20 protein-coding genes are annotated in these 20,540 nt (G+C 65.3%); 9 read left to right on the forward strand and 11 right to left on the reverse strand.

Annotated elements, in window-relative coordinates; genetic code table 11:
* Positions 1 to 29: 29 nt before the first annotated feature.
* A complete protein-coding gene (locus ACAM57_RS17595; protein ID WP_369658320.1) occupies positions 30 to 2,360 on the reverse strand; it encodes a xanthine dehydrogenase family protein molybdopterin-binding subunit in 2,331 nt (776 codons plus the stop codon).
* A gap of 205 nt (positions 2,361 to 2,565) precedes the next feature.
* Between ACAM57_RS17595 and aat the strand changes: the two genes are divergently transcribed.
* The 3 genes from aat to ACAM57_RS17610 are packed head-to-tail and all read left to right on the forward strand — an operon-like array spanning position 2,566 to position 4,928.
* On the forward strand, positions 2,566 to 3,321 hold the full coding sequence (gene aat / locus ACAM57_RS17600) for a leucyl/phenylalanyl-tRNA--protein transferase (RefSeq protein WP_369658321.1): 756 nt from the start codon (positions 2,566 to 2,568) through the stop codon (positions 3,319 to 3,321).
* Positions 3,318 to 4,067, forward strand: coding sequence for an arginyltransferase (locus ACAM57_RS17605; RefSeq protein ID WP_369658322.1), 750 nt, complete (start codon positions 3,318 to 3,320; stop codon positions 4,065 to 4,067). Before aat ends, ACAM57_RS17605 begins: the two co-directional genes overlap by 4 nt.
* Positions 4,068 to 4,097: 30 nt before the next feature.
* The gene (locus tag ACAM57_RS17610; RefSeq protein ID WP_369658323.1) at positions 4,098 to 4,928 is read left to right on the forward strand and encodes an IclR family transcriptional regulator; all 831 of its coding nucleotides are present in this window, start codon (positions 4,098 to 4,100) and stop codon (positions 4,926 to 4,928) included.
* A gap of 95 nt (positions 4,929 to 5,023) precedes the next feature.
* Here ACAM57_RS17610 and ACAM57_RS17615 read toward each other — a convergent pair whose 3' ends face one another.
* The 8 genes from ACAM57_RS17615 to ACAM57_RS17650 all read right to left on the reverse strand — a co-directional run bounded on the left by ACAM57_RS17615 (position 5,024) and on the right by ACAM57_RS17650 (position 14,623).
* Entirely contained in the window at positions 5,024 to 6,238 is a 1,215-nt protein-coding gene (locus ACAM57_RS17615) for a serine hydrolase (protein WP_126019166.1), read from the reverse strand.
* 116 nt (positions 6,239 to 6,354) lie between these two features.
* The gene (locus ACAM57_RS17620) at positions 6,355 to 7,893 is read right to left on the reverse strand and encodes a 2-isopropylmalate synthase (protein WP_369658324.1); all 1,539 of its coding nucleotides are present in this window, start codon (positions 7,891 to 7,893) and stop codon (positions 6,355 to 6,357) included.
* Between the two features lie 59 nt (positions 7,894 to 7,952).
* The gene (gene leuA / locus ACAM57_RS17625; protein WP_126019162.1) at positions 7,953 to 9,656 is read right to left on the reverse strand and encodes a 2-isopropylmalate synthase; all 1,704 of its coding nucleotides are present in this window, start codon (positions 9,654 to 9,656) and stop codon (positions 7,953 to 7,955) included.
* 187 nt (positions 9,657 to 9,843) lie between these two features.
* On the reverse strand, positions 9,844 to 10,668 hold the full coding sequence (gene pssA, locus ACAM57_RS17630) for a CDP-diacylglycerol--serine O-phosphatidyltransferase (protein ID WP_184638372.1): 825 nt from the start codon (positions 10,666 to 10,668) through the stop codon (positions 9,844 to 9,846).
* 184 nt (positions 10,669 to 10,852) lie between these two features.
* Positions 10,853 to 11,869 (reverse strand): ketol-acid reductoisomerase, encoded by a 1,017-nt coding sequence (ilvC, locus tag ACAM57_RS17635; RefSeq protein ID WP_081266312.1) that lies wholly within the window; start codon positions 11,867 to 11,869, stop codon positions 10,853 to 10,855.
* 48 nt (positions 11,870 to 11,917) lie between these two features.
* Positions 11,918 to 12,178 carry a DUF4282 domain-containing protein gene (locus ACAM57_RS17640; RefSeq protein WP_126019159.1) on the reverse strand — a complete coding sequence of 87 codons (261 nt, stop codon included), beginning with the start codon at positions 12,176 to 12,178 and terminating at the stop codon, positions 11,918 to 11,920.
* A gap of 53 nt (positions 12,179 to 12,231) precedes the next feature.
* Complete coding sequence (ilvN, locus tag ACAM57_RS17645; RefSeq protein ID WP_081266310.1) at positions 12,232 to 12,723, reverse strand: acetolactate synthase small subunit; 492 nt, start codon at positions 12,721 to 12,723, stop codon at positions 12,232 to 12,234.
* A gap of 115 nt (positions 12,724 to 12,838) precedes the next feature.
* A complete protein-coding gene (locus ACAM57_RS17650) occupies positions 12,839 to 14,623 on the reverse strand; it encodes an acetolactate synthase 3 catalytic subunit (protein WP_126019157.1) in 1,785 nt (594 codons plus the stop codon).
* Between the two features lie 280 nt (positions 14,624 to 14,903).
* Here ACAM57_RS17650 and ACAM57_RS17655 point away from each other — a divergent pair, with 280 nt between their 5' ends.
* From ACAM57_RS17655 to ACAM57_RS17680, 6 genes are read left to right on the forward strand one after another with little or no spacing between them, the layout of a single operon-like run.
* Positions 14,904 to 15,470 carry an RNA polymerase sigma factor gene (locus ACAM57_RS17655; protein WP_369658325.1) on the forward strand — a complete coding sequence of 189 codons (567 nt, stop codon included), beginning with the start codon at positions 14,904 to 14,906 and terminating at the stop codon, positions 15,468 to 15,470.
* Positions 15,467 to 15,892 (forward strand): DUF3619 family protein, encoded by a 426-nt coding sequence (locus tag ACAM57_RS17660; protein ID WP_369658326.1) that lies wholly within the window; start codon positions 15,467 to 15,469, stop codon positions 15,890 to 15,892. The genes ACAM57_RS17655 and ACAM57_RS17660 overlap by 4 nt, the downstream gene beginning before the upstream one ends.
* 15 nt (positions 15,893 to 15,907) lie before the next feature.
* Positions 15,908 to 16,759 carry a DUF3106 domain-containing protein gene (locus tag ACAM57_RS17665; protein WP_369658327.1) on the forward strand — a complete coding sequence of 284 codons (852 nt, stop codon included), beginning with the start codon at positions 15,908 to 15,910 and terminating at the stop codon, positions 16,757 to 16,759.
* Between the two features lie 13 nt (positions 16,760 to 16,772).
* On the forward strand, positions 16,773 to 17,339 hold the full coding sequence (locus ACAM57_RS17670; RefSeq protein ID WP_369658328.1) for an RDD family protein: 567 nt from the start codon (positions 16,773 to 16,775) through the stop codon (positions 17,337 to 17,339).
* Positions 17,336 to 17,743, forward strand: a complete 408-nt coding sequence (locus tag ACAM57_RS17675; protein WP_369658329.1) for a diacylglycerol kinase — start codon at positions 17,336 to 17,338, stop codon at positions 17,741 to 17,743. Before ACAM57_RS17670 ends, ACAM57_RS17675 begins: the two co-directional genes overlap by 4 nt.
* 31 nt (positions 17,744 to 17,774) lie before the next feature.
* The gene (locus ACAM57_RS17680; protein WP_369658330.1) at positions 17,775 to 18,365 is read left to right on the forward strand and encodes a TIGR00730 family Rossman fold protein; all 591 of its coding nucleotides are present in this window, start codon (positions 17,775 to 17,777) and stop codon (positions 18,363 to 18,365) included.
* A gap of 128 nt (positions 18,366 to 18,493) precedes the next feature.
* Here the strand turns inward: ACAM57_RS17680 and ACAM57_RS17685 are convergent, their stop codons facing one another.
* Positions 18,494 to 18,832 (reverse strand): P-II family nitrogen regulator, encoded by a 339-nt coding sequence (locus tag ACAM57_RS17685; RefSeq protein ID WP_056518066.1) that lies wholly within the window; start codon positions 18,830 to 18,832, stop codon positions 18,494 to 18,496.
* Positions 18,829 to 20,526 carry an NAD+ synthase gene (locus ACAM57_RS17690; RefSeq protein ID WP_126019142.1) on the reverse strand — a complete coding sequence of 566 codons (1,698 nt, stop codon included), beginning with the start codon at positions 20,524 to 20,526 and terminating at the stop codon, positions 18,829 to 18,831. The genes ACAM57_RS17685 and ACAM57_RS17690 overlap by 4 nt, the downstream gene beginning before the upstream one ends.
* Between the last annotated feature and the right edge of the window lie 14 nt (positions 20,527 to 20,540).

Below are 20,540 nucleotides of genomic sequence, written 5' to 3' on the forward strand. Positions count from 1 at the left end.
GTGCCTTTCTGCCCCACGAAAACGATTGCTCAATCGACCGTTTGCATCGCCTGCCAGACACGCGCAGGGCTCAGCGGCATGTGCAGCCGCGGCGCGCGCGTAGCGAAGCCGTTGCGCGCGAAGGCGTCGGCCACCGCATTCACGATGGCCGGCGTGGCGCCGATGGTGCCCAGCTCGCCCACGCCCTTCACGCCCAGCGGGTTGTTCTTGCAGGGCGTCGACTCGTCCATCTCCATGTTGAACATGGTGTCGACGATGTCGGCGCGCGGGGCGGCGTAGTCCATCAGGCTGCCGGTGACGGGCTGGCCGGTCTCGTGGTCGTACACCACCTGCTCGTACAGCGCCTGGCCGATGCCCTGCACCGCACCGCCTTCGAGCTGGCCGCGCACGATCATCGGATTGATGACGCGGCCCACGTCGTTGACCGAGCTGTAGGCCACCACGCTGATCTCGCCGGTGGGCGGATCGATCTCGATCTCGCAGATGTGGCAGCCGTTGGGCCAGGTGGGGCCGGCCACGGTGCTGGTAGAGTCGACGAAGATCTCGCGCCCCGGTTGCTTGGCCGCCAGGGTGAAGAGGTCGAGTTCGAGGTCGGTGCCGGCCACGTTGAAGACGCCTCGGCTGTAGACGATGTCGTCGAGCGCCGCCTCGAACTCCTGCGCGGCCAGTTCGCGAGCCTTGTCGATGGTGCGCTCGGCGCCGATGCGCACGGCCGAGCCGCCGGTGAAGAGAGAGCGCGAGCCGGCGCTGCCGAAGCCGTCGCCGCGGTCGGTGTCGCCCAGCACCACGCGCACCTTCTCGATGGGCACGCCGAAGGCATCCACGGCGAGCTGGGCCAGCGAGGTGGCAATGCCCTGCCCCATGGCGTTGACGGCCGAGAAAACCTCGATCACGCCGTCGGCCTGCACCGAGACGGTGACGCGCTCCTCGAACACGTTGCCGCCGGTCCATTCGAGGAAAGTGGCGATGCCCAGGCCACGGTGCTTGCCACGGCCGGCCGACTCGGCGGCGCGGCTCTCGAAACCCTGCCAGTCGGCGAGCGTGAGCGCCTGGTCCATCACCGACTCGAAGTTGCCCGTGTCGTAGGTCTGCGCCATCGGGTTCTTGTACGGCATCTGCTCGGGGCGGATGAAGTTGCGCCGGCGCAGCACGATGCGGTCGATGCCGGTCTGGCGCGCGGCCTCGTCCATGAGCCGTTCGATGGTGAAGATGGCTTCGGGGCGGCCCGCGCCGCGGTAGGCGCCAGTGGGAGCGGTGTTGGTGAGCACCGCCTTGAAATGGAAGTCGATGGTCTGGATGTCGTAGACGCTGGTCTGCACCCAGGGGCCGATCAGCAGCTGGATCGCGACGCCGGTGCCGGTCGCATAGGCGCCGACGTTGGCCAGCGTCTTGATGCGCAGCGCGAGGATCTTGCCGTCGGCGTCGAGTGCCATCTCGGCGCGCGCCTCGATGTCGCGGCCGTGCGCGCTGGAGAGGAACTCCTCGCTGCGGTCGGCCACCCACTTCACCGGCCGGTCCACCTGCAGCGCCGCATAGGCGATGGCGATGTCCTCCGGGTAGGCGCCAGTCTTCATGCCGAAGCCGCCGCCGACATCTCCCACCACCACGCGCACCTTTTCCTTGGGCAGGCCGATGGCGGCGCAGATGGAATCGCGCACGCCGGAGGGCATCTGGGTGCTCATGCGGATCGTGAGGCGGCCGGTTTCGGCGTCGCGCGCCGCGAGCACCGAGCGCGGCTCGATCGTCAGGGCGACCACGCGCTGGTTGTTCACGTCGAGCGCGACCACGTGGCTGGCCTTGGCGAAGGCGGCCGTGGCGGCTTCGCTGCTGCCGTGGCGCATTTCGGCGGAGATGTTGCCGGTGGCCTCCTCGCACAGCAGCGGCGCGCCTTCCGCGGTGGCGCTGGCGAGGTCGACCACCATGGGCAGGTCTTCGTAGTCGACCATGATGGCTTCGGCGGCGTCGCGCGCCTGCTGCACGGTGTCGGCCACCACGGCAGCCACCACTTCGCCGACGAAACGGGTGCGCTCGTGGGCGATGGCTCGGCGCGGGGGGCTGGCGCTGTCGCTGCCGTCGGCGCGCTTGAAGCCGGCGGCGCCAGGAAGAGGCTTGACGCCGGCCTCCACCATCTCGGCGCCGGTGATCACTCGCAGCACGCCGGGCATGGCGGCGGCGGCGCTGGTGTCGATGGACAGGATGCGCGCGTGCGGGTAGGAGGATCGAAGGAAGACGAGGTGCGCCTGCTCGGGGAGCGTGACGTCGTCGGTGTAGCGGCCGGCGCCCGACAGAAGGCTTTCATCTTCCAGGCGGCGCACTGCCTGGCCGCTGCCGAAGCGGGTGGGATTGGGTTCAGTGGTCAACGTTGTCCTCTTGTACTTATCCCCGGCGTGCGCTCGGGCCTGCCTGATCTGTTCGTGGGTGCTGCGGATGCAAGCTGTGCACTATAGGGTTTCCGGCGGGTCTTGTGGTGCCGTGGCGTGTGGGCCGAACGCTGGTGGCGATATCGGCGACCAGCGATTTTCGCCCACTGGATTGGTGTTTGCGAAGCCGTGTATACCTATGCCCATGCGACAACTTCCCTGGCTGGAACCTGGAGATGCCCTGCCCGACCCCGCCTCGGCCTGGGGTGTGGCCGACCCGGTGCCCGGCCTGCTGGCCGCCGGAGGTGCTCTCGACGTCAATACTCTGATGCAGGCGTACGGCAACTGTGTCTTTCCCTGGTTCAGCGAGGACCAGCCGATCCTGTGGTGGAGCCCCGACCCACGCATGGTGCTGCAGGTGGACGAGTTCAGGCTGCACCGCTCTCTGCGCAAGACCCTGGCGCGCTTCGTGGAAACCCCCGGCTGCGAGGTGCGCATCGACCACGGTTTCGAGGCCGTCATCAGGGCCTGCTCGGCCTCGCCGCGGGTGGGCCAGTCGGGCACCTGGATCGTGCCGGACATGGTGGCCGCCTATACGGATTTGCACCGCGCGGGCCACGCCCACAGCGTCGAGACCTGGATCGATGGCGAACTGGCGGGCGGCCTCTACTGCGTTTCGCTGGGCCGCGCGGTGTTCGGCGAGTCGATGTTCACCCGCCGGCCGGACGCATCGAAGATCGCGCTGGCCGCGCTGGTGTCGCTATGCCGCCACTTCGGCGTGCGGATGATCGACTGCCAGCAGAACACCGCCCACCTCGCGAGCCTCGGCGCACGCGAAATGGCGCGCAAGCGCTTCGTCGCGCACGTGGCAGGGGCACGGCAGCAAGAGGGTCCACGGTGGCGATTCGAGCCCGTATACTGGTCCGAACTCCTTTCAGCGCGACCTCCTTCCCTGACGTGACGCACCTCAAGGACCTCCCGCTTCACACGCTGCAGTTCTACGCGACTGCGCCCTACCCGTGCAGCTACCTGCCGGACCGGCAAGCCCGCTCGCAAGTGGCCACGCCCAGCCACCTGATCCACAACGACGCCTATTCGGACCTGGTGCTCAGCGGCTTCCGGCGCAGCGGCATGTTCACCTACCGGCCGTACTGCGACGGTTGCCGGGCCTGCATTCCGCTGCGCGTGCTGGCCAATGCCTTCCATCCCAACCGCAGCCAGCGCCGGGCGCTGAAGCAGCATGCAAACCTGCAGGCCCGCGTGCTCAAGCTGTGCTTCATGCCGGAGCACTACCAGCTCTACCTGCGCTACCAGAACGGCCGCCACGCGGGTGGCGGCATGGACCACGACAGCATCGACCAGTACACCCAGTTCCTGCTGCAAAGCCGCGTCAACTCGCGGCTGGTGGAATTCCGCGAGACCCAGCCCGACGGCAGCGCGGGAGCGCTCAGGATGGTGTCGATCCTCGATGTGCTCAACGACGGCATCTCGGCCGTCTACACCTTCTACGAGCCCGATTCGAGCGTCGGCTACGGCACCTACAGCGTGCTATGGCAGATCGAGCAGGCCCGCAAGCTCGGGCTGCCGCACGTCTACCTGGGCTACTGGATCGAGCACAGCCCCAAGATGAACTACAAGGCGCGCTTCTCCCCTCATGAAGTGTTGTTGGATGGTCGCTGGCAACCGCCAAGCGATTTCACAAGGTAAAATGGCGCTCGGTCATCACCGCAGAGCGCCATGAGAAAAAACCAATCCGACATTCCCGCCGTTCCCGTGATCCAGGTGATCGAGCGCATGTTTGCGCTGATCGACGTCCTGGCATCTCGCGAGGACGCCATTTCGCTGAAGGAGATCAGCGAAAAGACGGGGCTCCACCCGTCGACCACGCACCGCATCCTCAACGACCTGGCCGTCGGCCGTTTCGTCGACCGCCCCGAGGCCGGCAGCTACCGGCTCGGCATGCGCCTGCTGGAGCTGGGCAACCTGGTCAAGGGCCGGCTCAACGTGCGCGACGCGGCCCTGGGCCCGATGCGCGAGCTGCACAAGCTGACGCAGCAGCCCGTCAATCTCAGCATGCGCCAGGGCGACGAGATCGTGTACATCGAGCGCTCCTACAGCGAGCGCTCGGGCATGCAGGTGGTGCGTGCCATCGGCGGCCGCGCCGCCCTTCACCTTACGTCGACCGGCAAGCTGTTCCTGGCGGCCGATGACCCGCAACGGGTGCGCAGCTACGCCACCCGCACCGGCCTGGCCGGCCACACGCGCAACAGCATCACCCAGCTGCCGGCGCTGGAGCGCGAGTTGTCGAAGGCGCGCCAATACGGCATTGCCCGCGACAACGAAGAACTGGAGTTGGGTGTGCGCTGCATGGCCGCAGGCATCTACGACGACCAGGGCAAGCTGGTGGCGGGGCTGTCGATCTCCGCGCCGGCCGACCGGCTGGACGAGGGCTGGCTGCCCAAGCTGCAGGCGACGGCAAACGAAATCTCGGGTGCGCTGGGGTTCAAGGAAGGCATGCCGGCAACGCCGTCACCCTCGGGGGGGTCTGCACCATCGGTCAGCGTCTGACAAGCGGGCCAAACAGCCACCCCCAAGCAAAACAGGCCCCGAGAGGGCCTGTTTTTCGTTGGAGGTGCAGGGCCGGGACTTGCCTGATCGGCTGATCAGCCAGCCACCTGGTAAGCAGCATTGCGCGACGAAGCCGCCGGCGAGCCCACCGAGTGCGTGGCTTCCACCCAGCGGCGGACGCGCTCCGCATCGGCGATACGGCTGAACTTGCCGGCCGAATCCAGGAACACCATGATCAGCTTGCGGCCCGCCACCCGCGCCTGCATCACGAGGCACTGGCCGGCTTCGGAGATGTAGCCGGTCTTCTGCACGCCGATTTCCCAGTCGGGGCTCTTCACGAGGCGGTTGGTGGTGTTGAACTGAAGCACTCGGTTGCCGACTTCGACCTGGTATTCAGGCGAGGTGGACAGCGAACGCACCGTGGCATCGGCATAGGCGGCATTGACCAGCAGCGCCAGGTCTTGCGCGCTCGACTGGTTGCGGCTCGAGAGGCCCGTGGGCTCCACGTAGCGCGTGTCCTTCATGCCGAGCATCTTGGCCTTGGCGTTCATGATGCTCACGAAGGTCGTCAGGCCACCCGGGTAGGTACGCCCCAGCGCGTGCGCGGCGCGGTTTTCGCTCGACATCAGCGCCAGGTGCAGCAGCTCGCCGCGCGAGAGCGTGGTGCCTACCGTCAGGCGCGAGCTGCTGCGCTTCTCGGTGTCGACATCGTCCTGGGTGATGGTGATGAGTTCGTCGTTCGGCAGATGGGCCTCGCTGATGAGCAGGCCGGTCATGAGCTTGGTGAGCGACGCGATCGGCAGCACGGCGTGGTCGTTCTTGCTGAACAGCACTTCGTGGGTGTCCTGGTCGATGACCAGGGCGACGCTCGACTTCAGGTCGAGCGCATCTTCGGTTCCATGCAGCCCGGCCATCTGGCCGAAGGACTGGCGCGCGGGCGCCTCGACAACGCGAACCACCGAGCGGCGCTGCACGGCCACCACGGTCTTGCCGTTCTTCTTGTGGATGGTGGCGACGACGTTGCGGCCGCCGCGAACCACCTTCTCGGCACGTTCGGCCTTTTCGGCACGGCCGCCGCGCTTGGCGACAGTGGCGGTCTTGGAGGAAGCGGCATTGCGCTTGACTTCGACCGGCACCGGCCCCTTCGCCTTCTTGGAGGCGACGGCGGTCTTGGCGGCGGCGGGCTTTTCCTTCTTCGCGGCCTGGGCGCCAGGCAGCAAAAACGCCGTGGCGCAGAGCGCGACGGCGATGGCTTTGAAAGCGGGCAGGAACCGCTGGCTGGAAACTCGGCGTAGGCGGGCTTCAGGCATTAAAAAATCTCCAGCGGCAAAAACGAGGACCGCAGTGTATCGAAATCAAAAAAGACACGCAATATCAGTTACTTGCATCCTCTTCTTCATTCGAATATCAAGGATCGCCCGACAACCTAACCTTGTGCCGCAACTCTCTCAGCTTGGCTCTGTAACTTGTTGAGCGCACTCAAATAAGCCTTAGCCGAAGCGACAACGATGTCCGGATCTGCACCCACACCGTTGACCACCCGCCCTGCGTTTTGTAACCGGACTGTAACTTCTCCCTGGCTTTCCGTCGAGCCGCTGATGGCATTTACAGAGTAAAGAACCATTTCGGCACCGCTCTTGACGTGCGACTCGATGGCCTTCAAGGAAGCATCAACCGGGCCATTTCCGTCGGATTCGCCGGTGACTTCCTTGCCCTGGACGGTGAACACGATTTTCGCCTGGGGGCGCTCGCCGGTTTCGCTGTGCTGGGAGAGAGAGACGAAAGCAAACTGCTCACCAACGTTCGACACCTCTTCGGCGCTGACGAGCGCAAGAATGTCCTCGTCGAAAATCTCCGACTTCCGGTCGGCCAGCTCCTTGAAGCGCAGGAAGGCGGCGTTGATCTCGCCCTCGCTGTCCATGGCCACGCCCAGCTCCTGCAGGCGCTGCTTGAAGGCGTTGCGACCGCTGAGCTTGCCCAGGACGATCTTGTTGGCCGTCCAGCCCACGTCCTCGGCGCGCATGATTTCGTAGGTGTCGCGCGCCTTGAGCACACCGTCCTGGTGGATGCCCGAAGCGTGCGCGAAGGCATTGGCCCCCACCACCGCCTTGTTGGGCTGCACCACGAAACCGGTGGTCTGGCTGACCATGCGGCTCGCGGCCACGATGTGCTGCGTGTCGATGCGCAGGTCGAGACCGAAGTAGTCCTTGCGGGTCTTTACAGCCATCACGACCTCTTCGAGCGAGCAGTTGCCCGCGCGCTCGCCCAGGCCGTTGATGGTGCACTCCACCTGGCGCGCGCCGCCGATCTTCACGCCGGCCAGCGAGTTCGCCACGGCCATGCCCAGGTCGTTGTGGCAGTGCACCGACCAGATCGCCTTGTCGCTGTTGGGAATGCGCTCGCGCAGCATCTTGATGAAGTTGCCGTAGAGCTCGGGGATGGCGTAGCCGACGGTGTCGGGCACGTTGATGGTGGTGGCCCCCTCGTTGATCACGGTCTCGAGCACCCGGCACAGGAAGTCGGGGTCGCTGCGATAGCCGTCTTCCGGGCTGAACTCCACGTCGCCGATCTGGTTGCGCGCGAAGCGCACGGCCAGCCTGGCCTGCGCATGGACCTCGTCGGGCGACATGCGAAGCTTCTTTTCCATGTGAAGCGGCGAAGTTGCGATGAAGGTGTGGATTCGCCCCCGGGCGGCGCCCTTCAGGGCCTCGGCCGCGCGCCCGATGTCGCGGTCGTTGGCGCGCGAGAGACCGCACACCGTCGAATCCTTGATCGCGTTGGCGATCGCCTTCACCGCCTCGAAGTCGCCGTTCGAGCTGGCCGGGAAGCCGGCCTCGATGACGTCGACCTTCAGCCGCTCCAGCAGCTTGGCGATGCGCATCTTCTCGTCGCGCGTCATCGAGGCGCCCGGCGATTGCTCGCCGTCGCGCAGGGTGGTGTCGAAAATGATCAGCTGGTCGGTCATCGTGGTTCTCCTTCGTACGCGCCCTTCCTGCGCGTCCGGACCGGACCAGCGCTTCAGCGTCAGGCGACTTCAACCACCGATTGTGCGCTGTGCGCGCCCCGGGCACGCGCACGTTGCACGCCCGAGACGATCGCCTTCAGCGAGGCCGTGACCACGTTCGCGTCCACGCCGACGCCGAAGAGCGTCTGATTGCCGTCCACGCGCAGCTCCAGGTAGGCCACCGACTTGGCGTCGGCACCCGCGCCGATGGCGTGCTGGTGGTAGTCCATCACGCGCACGGAATGGCCAGTGGCCTGGCTCAGCGCCTGGGTGAAGGCGTCGATGGGGCCGTTGCCGCGGCCTTCGATGGCGCGGACTTCACCGTCCCAATGCACGTCGGCGTGAATTGCCACGGCGGCGTCGGCGCCCTCGCTCTTCTCCTCGATCAGGCGGTGCCGCAGCGATTGCGCGGTCTCGATGCCATATTCGCGCACGAACAGCTGCCAGAGGTCGGCGGCGGTGAGCTCCTTGCCGGCCACGTCCATCACGCGCTGCACCGACTGCATGAATTCCATCTGCAGGCGGCGCGGCATCTCGATGCCGTATTCGCTCTCGAGCAGGTAGGCCATGCCGCCCTTGCCCGACTGGCTGTTCACGCGGATCACGGCCTCGTAGCTGCGGCCCACGTCCTTCGGGTCGATGGGGAGGTACGGAATCTCCCAGATGTCGCCGTCCTTGCGTGCCGCGAAGGCCTTCTTGATCGCATCCTGGTGCGAGCCCGAGAACGAGGTGTAGACCAGGTCGCCCACGTACGGATGGCGCGGGTGCACCGGGATCTGGTTGCAGTGCTCGACCGTCGCGCGGATCTCGTCGATGTTCGAGAAGTCGAGCTCCGGCGAGACGCCCTGGGTATAGAGGTTGAGCGCGACGTTGACCAGGTCGAGATTGCCCGTGCGCTCGCCGTTGCCGAAGAGGCAGCCTTCGATGCGCTCGGCGCCGGCCATCAAGGCCAGTTCGCCGGCCGCCGTACCGGTGCCGCGGTCATTGTGCGGATGCACGCACAGCACGATGGAGTCGCGGCGAGCGAGGTTGCGGTGCATCCACTCGATCATGTCGGCGAAGATGTTCGGCGTAGAGTGCTCGACCGTGGTGGGCAGGTTGACGATGCACTTGCGCTCGGGCGTCGGCGCCCAGACTTCGGTGACGGCATCGACCACGCGCTTGGAGAAGTGGACGTCGGTGCCCGAGAACATTTCGGGCGAGTACTGGAAGGTCCACTTCGTGTTCGGCTGCCTGGCGGCGAACTCGTTGAACATGCGGGCGTGGCTGCTGGCGAGCTCGACGATCTGGTCTTCGTCCATGCCGAGCACCACGCGGCGCATCACGGGCGCGACGGCGTTGTAGAGGTGCACGATGGCGCGCGGGGCGCCCTGCAGCGCTTCGAAGGTGCGAGCGATGAGGTGGTCGCGCGCCTGCGTCAGCACCTGGATCGTCACGTCGTCGGGAATGCGGTCTTCCTCGATGAGCTTGCGCACGAAATCGAACTCGATCTGCGAAGCAGAGGGAAAGCCGACTTCGATCTCCTTGAAGCCGATGGCCACGAGGGTTTCGAACATGCGCATCTTGCGCGCGATGTCCATGGGCTCGACCAGGGCCTGGTTGCCATCACGCAGATCGGTCGACAGCCAGATCGGCGCCTTGGTCAGCACGGCATCGGGCCAGGTACGGTCCTTGAGGCCGATCGGGGCGAATGCGCGATATTTGCTTTGAGGTTGCTTGAGCATGTCGATTTCTCTTAGATGGTTGGTAATCGACCAGCAACCCCAAAAAAACAAACGGCCCGTTGCTGGTGCGAACGGGCCGTGGTGAGGGATTTGCGCGTGCGCTACCGTCTCCGCCCGTGAGGGAGGTCTAGTAGGGCCAGCAGCGAAATCTTGTTCATGAGGGTGACGAATGTAGCACAAGCCACACTCAGTTATGCAAGCCCCGTTCGTCGGGCTCCTCGGTCGACGTGCTGATCACGCTGGCCTGCTGGCCCTTGGCCTTGCGCCATGCATAGACCACGTAGCCGCTCAGGCCATACACGACGAACAGGCCGAACAGCACTGTCGGCGGATGGATGTTGATGACGGCAATGCCCAGCGCGATCAGCACGATCACCGCGAACGGCACGCTCTTCTTCATCTGGATGTCCTTGAAGCTGTAGAACGGCGCGTTGGTGACCATCGTGAGCCCCGCGTACAGCGTGAATGCGAAGGTGACCCACGTGATCTGCGTCCACGAGAGATACAGCACCTCGCCCCCCCGCTTGCCCCACTCGTTCACCAGCCAGATGAAGCCCGCCACGAGCGCCGCGGCCGCGGGCGACGGCAGCCCCTGGAACCAGCGCTTGTCGACCACGCCGGTGTTGACGTTGAAGCGCGCGAGCCGCAGCGCCGCGCAGGCGCAGTACACGAAGGCCGCGATCCAGCCCCAGCGGCCCAGTCCCTTGAGCGACCACTCGTAGGCGATGAGCGCCGGCGCCGCGCCGAAGGACACCATGTCGGACAGCGAATCCATCTGCTCGCCGAACGCGCTCTGCGTGTTGGTCATGCGCGCGACGCGGCCATCCAGGCTATCGAGGATCATCGCCGCGAACACGCCGAGCGCCGCGAGGTCGAAGCGCGCGTTCATGGCCATCACGACCGAATAGAAGCCGCCGAAAAGCGCCGCCAGCGTGAACAGGTTCGGCAGGATGTAGATGCCCTTGCGCCGCTTGCGCGGCTGCACATCGTCGGGGAGCGTGTCGTCATGCATTGAATTTGCCTCCGTCCCTCGTGGGCACTGCGCTGGCAGCTATCCATTCGATAGCATCTTGATCTTTGAATCGCATGGTTCGCAGTGTAGTTCAGGGGCCGCGCCGCCCCTCGTCAAACAAAAGGGCCACCGCAACGGGTGGCCCTCGGGAAACGGGCGCCGAAGCGCCCTTGTGGCTCGCAGATCAGTTGCGGGTCTGGTCGACCAGCTTGTTCTTCTTGATCCAGGGCATCATCGCGCGCAGCTTTTCGCCGACGACTTCGATCTGGTGCTCTGCATTCAGGCGGCGGCGGCTGATCAGCGTGGGAGCGCCAGCGGCGTTTTCCAGCACGAAGCTCTTGGCGTACTCGCCGGTCTGGATGTCCTTCAGCACTTGCTTCATGACCTTCTTGGTCTCTTCCGTCACGACGCGCGGGCCGGTGACGTACTCGCCGTACTCGGCGTTGTTCGAGATCGAGTAGTTCATGTTGGCGATGCCGCCTTCGTAGATCAGGTCGACGATCAGCTTCAGCTCGTGCAGGCATTCGAAGTACGCCATTTCGGGGGCGTAGCCGGCTTCCACCAGCGTCTCGAAGCCGGCCTTGATCAGCTCGACCGTGCCGCCGCACAGAACCGCTTGTTCGCCGAACAGGTCGGTCTCGGTTTCTTCGCGGAAGTTGGTCTCGATGATGCCGGCCTTGCCGCCGCCGTTGGCGGTGGCGTAGCTCAGCGCGAGGTCACGCGCCTTGCCGGTCTTGTCCTGGTGCACCGCCACGAGGTGGGGCACGCCGCCACCCTGGGTGTAGGTGCTGCGCACGGTGTGGCCAGGGGCCTTGGGAGCGACCATCCACACGTCGAGGTCGGCGCGCGGCTGAACGAAGCCGTAGTGCACGTTGAAGCCGTGCGCGAACACCAGCGAAGCGCCTTCCTTGATGTTGGGGGCGACGTCGTTCTTGTAGACGTTGGCGATCTGCTCGTCGGGCAGCAGGATCATCACGACGTCGGCGGCCTTCACGGCGTCGGCGACTTCGGCGACCTTCAGCCCGGCCTTCTCGACCTTGGGCCACGAGGCGCCACCCTTGCGCAGGCCGACCACGACCTTGACGCCGCTGTCGTTCAGGTTCTGTGCGTGCGCATGGCCTTGCGAGCCGTAGCCGATAATTGCAACCGTCTTGCCCTTGATGAGGCTCAGGTCAGCGTCCTTGTCGTAGTAAACCTTCATTTGAATCTCTCCTAAAAAATCTCGAGCATCCGTACGGATGCACTTCACTCAAAGGCCGGACGAATTCCGGTCCTTCATCTGCTGGTTGATGGACACGAGGCTGTCGTGGATGCGGAACAGCACGATGAGCAGTTCGCTGTAGATGCGTACGCCGATGGTGCCGAAGATCAGGACCGTGAAGGCCGGCAGGTACTGCCGCTGGAACAGCGCGGCCACCGCCAGCACGACCACGCCCAGCAGGCCGAGGAAGTAGAGCACCCGGACGATCGCCGGGGTCACCATCCTGTCGAAACCGAGCAGACCTCGCATCACTCTTGCCTCATGTGTGGATGAACGTATGAACTGAGGGCGCCTTCACCCTCCTACACGCGCAGGATGCGCTCGCCGCGGCCGATGCCGCTGGCACCGGTACGGACAGTCTCGAGGATAGCGCTACGCTCGATCGCTTCCAGGAAAGCGTCGTTCTTGCCGTGGTCGCCGGTGAGTTCAATGGTGTAGCTCTTGTCGGTCACGTCGATGATGCGGCCGCGGAAGATCTCCGCCATGCGCATCATCTCCTCGCGCTCCTTGCCGACCGCGCGCACCTTCACCATCATGAGCTCGCGCTCGGTGTAGGCGCCTTCGGTGAGGTCGACGACCTTCACCACTTCGATCAGGCGGTTCAGGTGCTTGGTGATCTGCTCGATCACGTCGTCCGAGCCGGTGGTGACGATGGTCATGCGCGAGAGGCTCGAGTCCTCCGTGGGCGCCACCGTGAGCGATTCGATGTTGTAGCCGCGGGCCGAGAACAGGCCCACCACGCGGGAAAGAGCACCCGGCTCGTTTTCCAGCAGCACTGCGATGATGTGTTTCATGTTTGCGTGACTCCTCTTTTCGCCGCCCTCCCCCGTGCACGGTAATGCGCGGGCTTGGCGGGCAATAGATTCGTCAGTAGTTAAGAGTTGAGCGAATGTCCGTTCCGTCGATCGGTCAAAGATCTTCGGAACCCAGCAGCATCTCGGTGATGCCCATGCCGGCCTTCACCATCGGGAACACGTTCTCGGTCGGGTCGGTGCGGAAGTCCATGAACACCGTGCGGTCCTTGAGCTTGCGCGCCTCGCGAAGCGCCGGCTCCACGTCTTGTGGACGCTCGATCAGCATGCCGACGTGGCCATAGGCCTCGGCGAGCTTCACGAAGTTGGGCAGCGCATCCATGTAGCTGTGGCTGTAGCGGCCGGAGTATTCGATCTCCTGCCACTGGCGAACCATGCCCAGGTAGCGGTTGTTGAGCGAGCAGATCTTGATCGGCGTGTTGTACTGCAGGCAGGTGGAGAGTTCCTGGATGCACATCTGCACCGAGCCTTCGCCGGTGATGGTGAACACTTCCGAATCGGGCTTGGCGAGCTTGATGCCCATGGCGTAGGGAATGCCCACGCCCATGGTGCCCAGGCCGCCGGAATTGATCCAGCGGCGCGGCTCGTCGAAGCGGTAGTACTGGGCGGCCCACATCTGGTGCTGGCCGACGTCCGACGTGATGTACGTGTCGGTGTCCTTGGTCATGTTCCAGAGGGTCTCGACCACGTACTGCGGCTTGATCACGTCCTTGTTGCCGCGGTCGTACTTCAGGCAGTCGCGCGAACGCCAGGACTCGATGGTCTTCCACCAGTCGGCCAGGGCGCCTGCGTCGGGCTTGGCGGTGCTCTCGCGGATCATCGAGATCAGCTCGGTGAGCACGTCCTTCACGTCGCCGACGATCGGGATGTCGACCTTCACACGCTTGGAGATGCTCGACGGGTCGATGTCGACGTGGATGATCTTGCGTTCGTTCTGCGCGAAGTGCTTGGGATTGCCGATCACGCGGTCGTCGAAGCGCGCGCCCACCGCCAGCAGCACGTCGCAGTTCTGCATCGCGTTGTTGGCCTCGATCGTGCCGTGCATGCCCAGCATGCCCAGGAACTTGCGGTCGCTCGCCGGATAGGCACCCAGGCCCATCAGCGTGTTGGTGACCGGGTAGCCCAGCATGTCGACCAGCGTGCGCAGCTCGTTGCAGGCATTGCCCAGCAGCACGCCGCCGCCGGTGTAGATGTAGGGGCGCTTGGCAGCCAGCAGCAGCTGCAGCGCCTTGCGGATCTGACCGCCGTGGCCTTTTCGCACCGGGTTGTACGAGCGCATCTCGACCTTGTCGGGATAGCCAGCGTACGGGATCTTCTTGAACGAGACGTCCTTGGGCACGTCCACCACCACGGGGCCGGGACGGCCGCTGCGTGCGATGTGGAAGGCCTTCTTCATCGTCATGGCCAGATCCTTGGGATCCTTGACGAGGAAGTTGTGCTTGACGATGGGACGGGTGATGCCGACCGTATCGCATTCCTGGAATGCGTCGAGGCCGATGGCCGCCGTCGGCACCTGGCCCGAGATGATCACCATCGGGATCGAGTCCATGTACGCCGTCGCGATGCCGGTGACCGCGTTGGTCAGGCCGGGACCGGAAGTGACCAGCGCCACGCCGACTTCGCCGGTGGCACGGGCATAGCCGTCGGCCGCATGGACGGCGGCCTGCTCGTGGCGCACCAGCACGTGCTGGATGGTGTCCTGCTTGTAGAACGCGTCGTAGATGTAGAGAACCGCACCGCCTGGGTAGCCCCAGACGTATTGGACGCCTTCGGCCTGCAGTGCCTTGACCAGCACTTCGGCGCCCATGAGTTCCTGAGTCGAGTTGCCGGCGCCAGCGGACGCAGCGGCTGCGGAGACGATTTCCGCCTTGGAGATTTCCATGATCAACCTTTGTTTATTTCGGGAACGAAATACCTTGGGTGCCCCTTGCCAACCCTTGTGAGGTCGCGCCAGGACTTGAGGCCAAAGCCATGAGCGGACTGATGTTCCGCCGGACCGTGACCCGTTTGCCTTTTGACTTGCGACCCGGATTATGACATTTCCGGGCGTTCATATTCGCTTCAGCTGCCTTGTAAAGCTACAAAGGCATAATCCGCGGCGATAAACGTAGCGATCGCTAGACCCCATTCCCACGCGGCGCGCCCTGCGCGCCCCCTCTCGCTTGGCCACTGAACAAGAACTCTCCGACTTCCTGAAAAGCGTCGAACGGCGCGCTTTCAAGCGCTCGGTCTATCACGTGCGGGATGAAGAAGCGGCCCTCGATATCGTGCAGGACAGCATGATGAAGCTGGCCCAGCACTACGGGGACAAGCCCGCGGCCGAGCTGCCGATGCTGTTCCAGCGCATCCTGTCGAACTGCACGCTCGACTGGTTCCGCCGCCAGAAAACCAGGCGCGCCCTGTTCTCCAACCTCAGCGATTTCGATTCGGTCGACGAAGACGGAGATTTCGACCTGCTGGAGAACTTCGTCTCGCCGGCCGACTCTAGGGAGTCGGAGAGCGCCGAAGACACGACCCGCCGTGCCCAGATCTTCCAGGAAATCGAGGAGCAGATCGCAGCATTGCCGGGCCGTCAACGCGAGGCTTTCCTGATGCGTTACTGGGAGGAAATGGACGTCGCAGAGACGGCCGCCGCGATGGGCTGCTCCGAGGGCAGCGTCAAAACCCATTGCTCGCGAGCCGTCCACGCTCTGAGCAAGGCGCTCAAGGCCAAGGGAATGTCGCTATGAACACTAAGGTTCCAACCTCAACCAACACCGTCGCCGAAGACCAGTTCGGCAAGCGTCTTGCCGCCCGCCTTTCGGCCGGCAACGGCGAATTGCCGCACGACATCAGCGAGCGGCTGCGCGTGGCGCGCGCGCAGGCCGTTGCGGCGCGCAAGCAGGCCCCGCAATTGAGGACGGCGCCTGTGGTGGTTCAGTCGGGCCATACGCTGACCATGGGCGGCAGCTGGTGGACCCGTATCGGTTCCGTGGTGCCGCTGATCGCACTCGTCGCAGGCCTGATCACCATCAGCGTGATGCAGGACGACGACCGCGCCAGCGAGCTGGCCGAAGTGGACTCCGCGCTGCTGACGGGCGATCTCCCTCCGGCCGCCTATACCGACCCCGGTTTTGCCCAATTTCTCAAGGCCGAAAACGCCTCCGACTGAACCTTCATCGATCGAATGCGACGCCGTTCCACTTCCAGCGCGAACAGCCCCCGCCCGTTGCGCCCGCTTCCGGCGGGCGCAGTTGTTTGGGCAGGGGCGTTTGTTGTCGCGGCCTTCAGCCTGACGATTGCCTGCGCCCAGCCTCACTCCGAGGCGGCCTCGAAAGCGGCTGGAAGCTCCGCGCCGGCCTCCAGTCCCAAGGCGGTCTCCACGACCAAGCCGCTCTGGAGCGAGCTCACGGCCGAGCAACAGCAGGCGCTCAAACCCCTGGGTACCCACTGGAACACGTTGAACATCGGACAGAAGCGGAAGTGGCTGGCGCTTTCGCGCAACTTCGGGAGCATGTCCGCGGACGACCAGTCCACCCTGCATAGCCGCATGATCGAATGGGCCGCCCTGAGTAACCAGCAGCGCGCCCAGGCCCGCCTGAACTTCGCCGAGGTCAAGCGCATTCCGGCTGACGAGCGCAAGGTCAAGTGGGAGCAGTATCAAGCCTTGAGCGAAGAAGAAAAGCGCAAGCTCGCCGAGCGCGCTCCGCCCAAGCCACGCGGCGCCGCCATTCCCGTGCGGCCGGTGTCGTCCCAGAAGCTCGTGCCGGTACCCGCCATCACCCCAGGCGGGCAGCACACACCGCGCATCCTGCTGGCCCCGCCGCCCGCGCCTGCCGCCGCGCCGGCCACGACCGTGCTGGTGTCGTCACCGCCCGAGCGTGCACCCGCCGCCTCGGCGGCGACGCCAGCGGTTTCCGTGGTGCCGGCAGCCTCTGCCCCGGCGTCCAGCTCGGCGACTCCACCGGTTCCCGCCGAAGCCCAGGTGCCGGCGCCGTCGTCGGCAGCAGAGCAGCCGCCTTCCTCCTCGGCCCCCTGACCGCAAGGCTTCGATGGTTTCCAGCTCTTCCGAAGCCTCAGGCTCCGACCAGCCCGCCTCCTCCACCCCTCCCGCAGCCAGCGCTCCTGTTTCCGCAGTGCCCGGCCTCTGGCGCCGCATGGCCTGCTGGCTGTACGAGGGCATGCTGCTGTTCGCGGTGGTGTTCGTCTCGGGCTGGCTCTTCAGCACCCTCGGCCAGATGCGCGACGCCATGGATTCGCGGCGCCATCTGCTCCAGGCTTTCCTTTTCGTGGTATTCGGCGTGTACTTCGTCTGGTTCTGGACCAAAGGCCAGACCCTCGCCATGAAAACCTGGAACATCCGCATCGTCGACATGCTCGGCCGGCCCGTGAGCCAGCGCCGCGCGCTCGCGCGCTATCTGCTGAGCTGGGTTTGGTTCCTGCCGCCGCTGGCCGCCATCGCGCCCTTCAAGCTGTCGGGCGGCGAATCGACCGTGCTGATCTTCGGCTGGGTGGCCGTCTGGGCCGTGTTGGCGCGTTTTCACCCCGACCGCCAGTTCTGGCACGACGCCTGGGCCGGTACACGGCTCATCACCTCCAAACCGATGAGCCGCCGATGAGTGCCGTGCCGAAGCTTCCCGATCCCGCCGTCAACCCGCAGAAGGCCCGCAAGGGCTTCGAGCGCGTCTGGCATGCCACGCTGATCTCGCTGCACGGCCTGCGCGCCGGCTGGAGCGAGCCCGCATTCCGCCAGGAAGCCATCCTGTCGATCGTCATGATCCCGGCCGCCTTCTGGCTCGGGCGCAGTTGGGTCGAGGTCGCGCTGCTCGCAGGCAGCGCCATCCTCGTGATGATCGTGGAGCTGCTCAATACGGCCGTGGAAGCCGCCATCGACCGCATCGGGCCCGAGTGGCACGACCTCTCCAAGCGCGCCAAGGACATGGGCAGCGCCGCCGTGCTGCTGTCGCTCACGCTGTGCGGGGGCATCTGGGCCGCGGCACTGTGGCAGCGCTTCATGTCATGAGACGGCCCACCGCCTGCGGCATGATGGCGGGATGACTCCTGAATTTTCGATCTGTGTGTACTGCGGCTCGCGCCCCGGCGAGCGTCCCGAATTCACCCAAGCCGCACAGGCGGTCGGCCAATGGATCGGCCAGCATCGCGGTCAACTTGTCTACGGCGGTGGCCGAACCGGCCTGATGGGCACCGTGGCCGAGGCCACCCGCCAGTCCGGCGGCCGCGTCGTCGGCATCATCCCCAAGGCGCTGGTCGACAAGGAACTGGCCAACCCCCTGTGCGACGAGCTTCATGTGGTCGACACCATGCATGAGCGCAAGGCCATGATGGGAGAGCGCGCCGACGCTTTCATCGCCCTGGCGGGCGGCATCGGCACCTTCGAGGAATTGTTCGAGATCTGGACCTGGCGCCAGCTCGGCTACCACGACAAGCCCACCGGCATCCTCAACACCGCCGGCTACTACGACGGCCTGCTCGCCTTCCTGGCGCACAGCGTGCGCGAGGGCTTCATGGGCGACTGGCAGATGGACCTGATCCGCACAGGCACCGACGTGCCCGAACTGCTCACCGCGCTGCGCGCCGAGGTGCCGCTGCACCCGCGCGAAGACCGCCTCTCGGAAAACCTCTGACCCCCAGGCAACCCCGGAAAAGCCATTCCAGAAACACCGAGGAACCGGCTCCGCCGGGCCTCAGGTGTTGCCCCCGGAAGGGGGTTGGCGCAGCGACACGAAGTGCGCGCAGCTTGGGGGCGAACCAATCAGACAGCGTTCTCGTTTTCCTCGCCGGTACGGATGCGCACGATGCGCTCCACGCCAGTCACGAAGATCTTCCCGTCGCCGATCTTGCCGGTGCGCGCGGAATTGACGATGGCCTCGATGCAGCGCTCCACGTCGGCCTCGTTGACGACCACTTCGACCTTCATCTTGGGCAGGAAATCGACCACGTATTCGGCGCCTCGGTAGAGCTCGGTATGCCCCTTCTGGCGGCCGAAACCCTTGACTTCGGTCACGGTCAGGCCGGTGACGCCCACTTCGGCCAAGGCCTCGCGCACGTCCTCGAGCTTGAAGGGTTTGACGATGGCGGTGATCTGCTTCATGGTTTTTGCGCTCCGGCGGTTTCGTTGAATTTGCTGGTGATAGGGTAACGCCAATCCTTGCCGAAGCTTCGGTGGGTGACCCGGATGCCTACCGGCGCCTGGCGCCGCTTGTATTCGTTGATCTTGATCAGCCGCGCGACCCGCTCGACCACCGCGCGCTCATAGCCGGCCGAAATGATCTCGTCGATGCCCTCGTCGTCCTGCATGTAGCGTGCCAGGATTCCGTCAAGGATGTCGTAGGGCGGGAGGCTGTCCTGGTCGGTCTGGTCGGGCCGCAGCTCGGCGCTGGGAGGACGCGTGATGATCCGCTCGGGGATCGGCTCGCTGCCCGTGCCATACGGGTCGTGGGCGTTGCGCCAGCGCGCCAGCGCGAAAACCGTGGTCTTGAGCAGGTCCTTGATGACCGCGAAGCCCCCTGCCATGTCGCCGTACAGCGTGCAGTAGCCGGTGGCCATCTCGCTCTTGTTGCCGGTGGTGAGCACGATGGAGCCGAACTTGTTCGACAGCCCCATCAGAAGCGTGCCGCGGATGCGGGCCTGGATGTTCTCCTCGGCCGTGTCCTCGGGCAGGCCCTTGAATTCCTCCGCCAGCGCGCCCTTGAATGACTCGAAGGTGTGCCTGATCGAAATCTCGTCGTAGCGCACGCCCAGCCGGCCAGCCATGTCGCGCGCGTCGATCCAGCTGATGTCGGCGGTGTAAGGCGAAGGCATCATCACCGCGCGGACCTTGTCCTTGCCCAATGCATCGACCGCGATCGCGAGCACCAGGGCGGAATCGATGCCGCCCGAAAGCCCCAGGATGGCACCCGGAAAACCGTTCTTGCCGATGTAGTCGCGCACGCCGAGCACCAGGGCGTCCCAGAGCTGGGCTTCGGCATCGCGTGGCGGCGCCACGGCAGCAGGGTCGGCCACGAAGCCCACGCCGCCCTGCGGCTTGCGCTCCAACTGCGCGAAAACCAGCTTCTCCCGGAAGCTCTCGGCCTGCATCGCCGTGGAGCCGTCGGCCTGCAGCGCGAAGGAGGCACCGTCAAACACCACCTCGTCCTGCCCGCCAACAAGATGCGCATAGACCAGCGGCAGCCCCACCGCGCGCGCCCGGTCGGCCATGCGCGCGACGCGCTCGCCCTCCTTGCCCACGTGGTACGGCGAGGCGTTGATCACCGCCACCACCTCCGCACCACTTTCGCGCGCCAGCTCGGCCGGCTGGTCGAACCAGGCGTCCTCGCAGATCAGCAGTCCGACCGAGACACCCTCCACCTCGAACACGCAGGTGCCCTGCCCCGGCGTGAAGTAGCGGCGCTCATCGAACACCTGGTAGTTGGGCAGCTCGCGCTTGGCGTAGGTTTCGAGGATGCGGCCTTCCTTGATGACGCTGGCGGCGTTGTGGCGCATCTGCACGGCCACCGAGCGGCTGCGCAGGCTGCCGCCGGTCGGATGCCCCACCACCACGACCATGTCTTTGAGGTCGGCCAGAGCGGCGGCGATGCCTTTCACGGCATCATCACAGGCTTCGGTGAAGGCGGGGCGCAGGAACAGGTCCTCCGCCGCGTAGCCGGCAATCGAGAGTTCGGGCGTCAGCAGGAGGCGCGCACCCTGGGCATGGGCATCGCGTGCGGCATCGACGATCTTTTTCGCGTTGCCGGCGAGGTCGCCCACCACAAAATTGAGTTGCGCGATGGCGAGCTTGAGCGTCATACAGAAGGAAGAAA

Origin of the sequence: Variovorax sp. V15 (assembly GCF_041154425.1) — a bacterium.
GTDB lineage: Bacteria > Pseudomonadota > Gammaproteobacteria > Burkholderiales > Burkholderiaceae_C > Variovorax > Variovorax guangxiensis.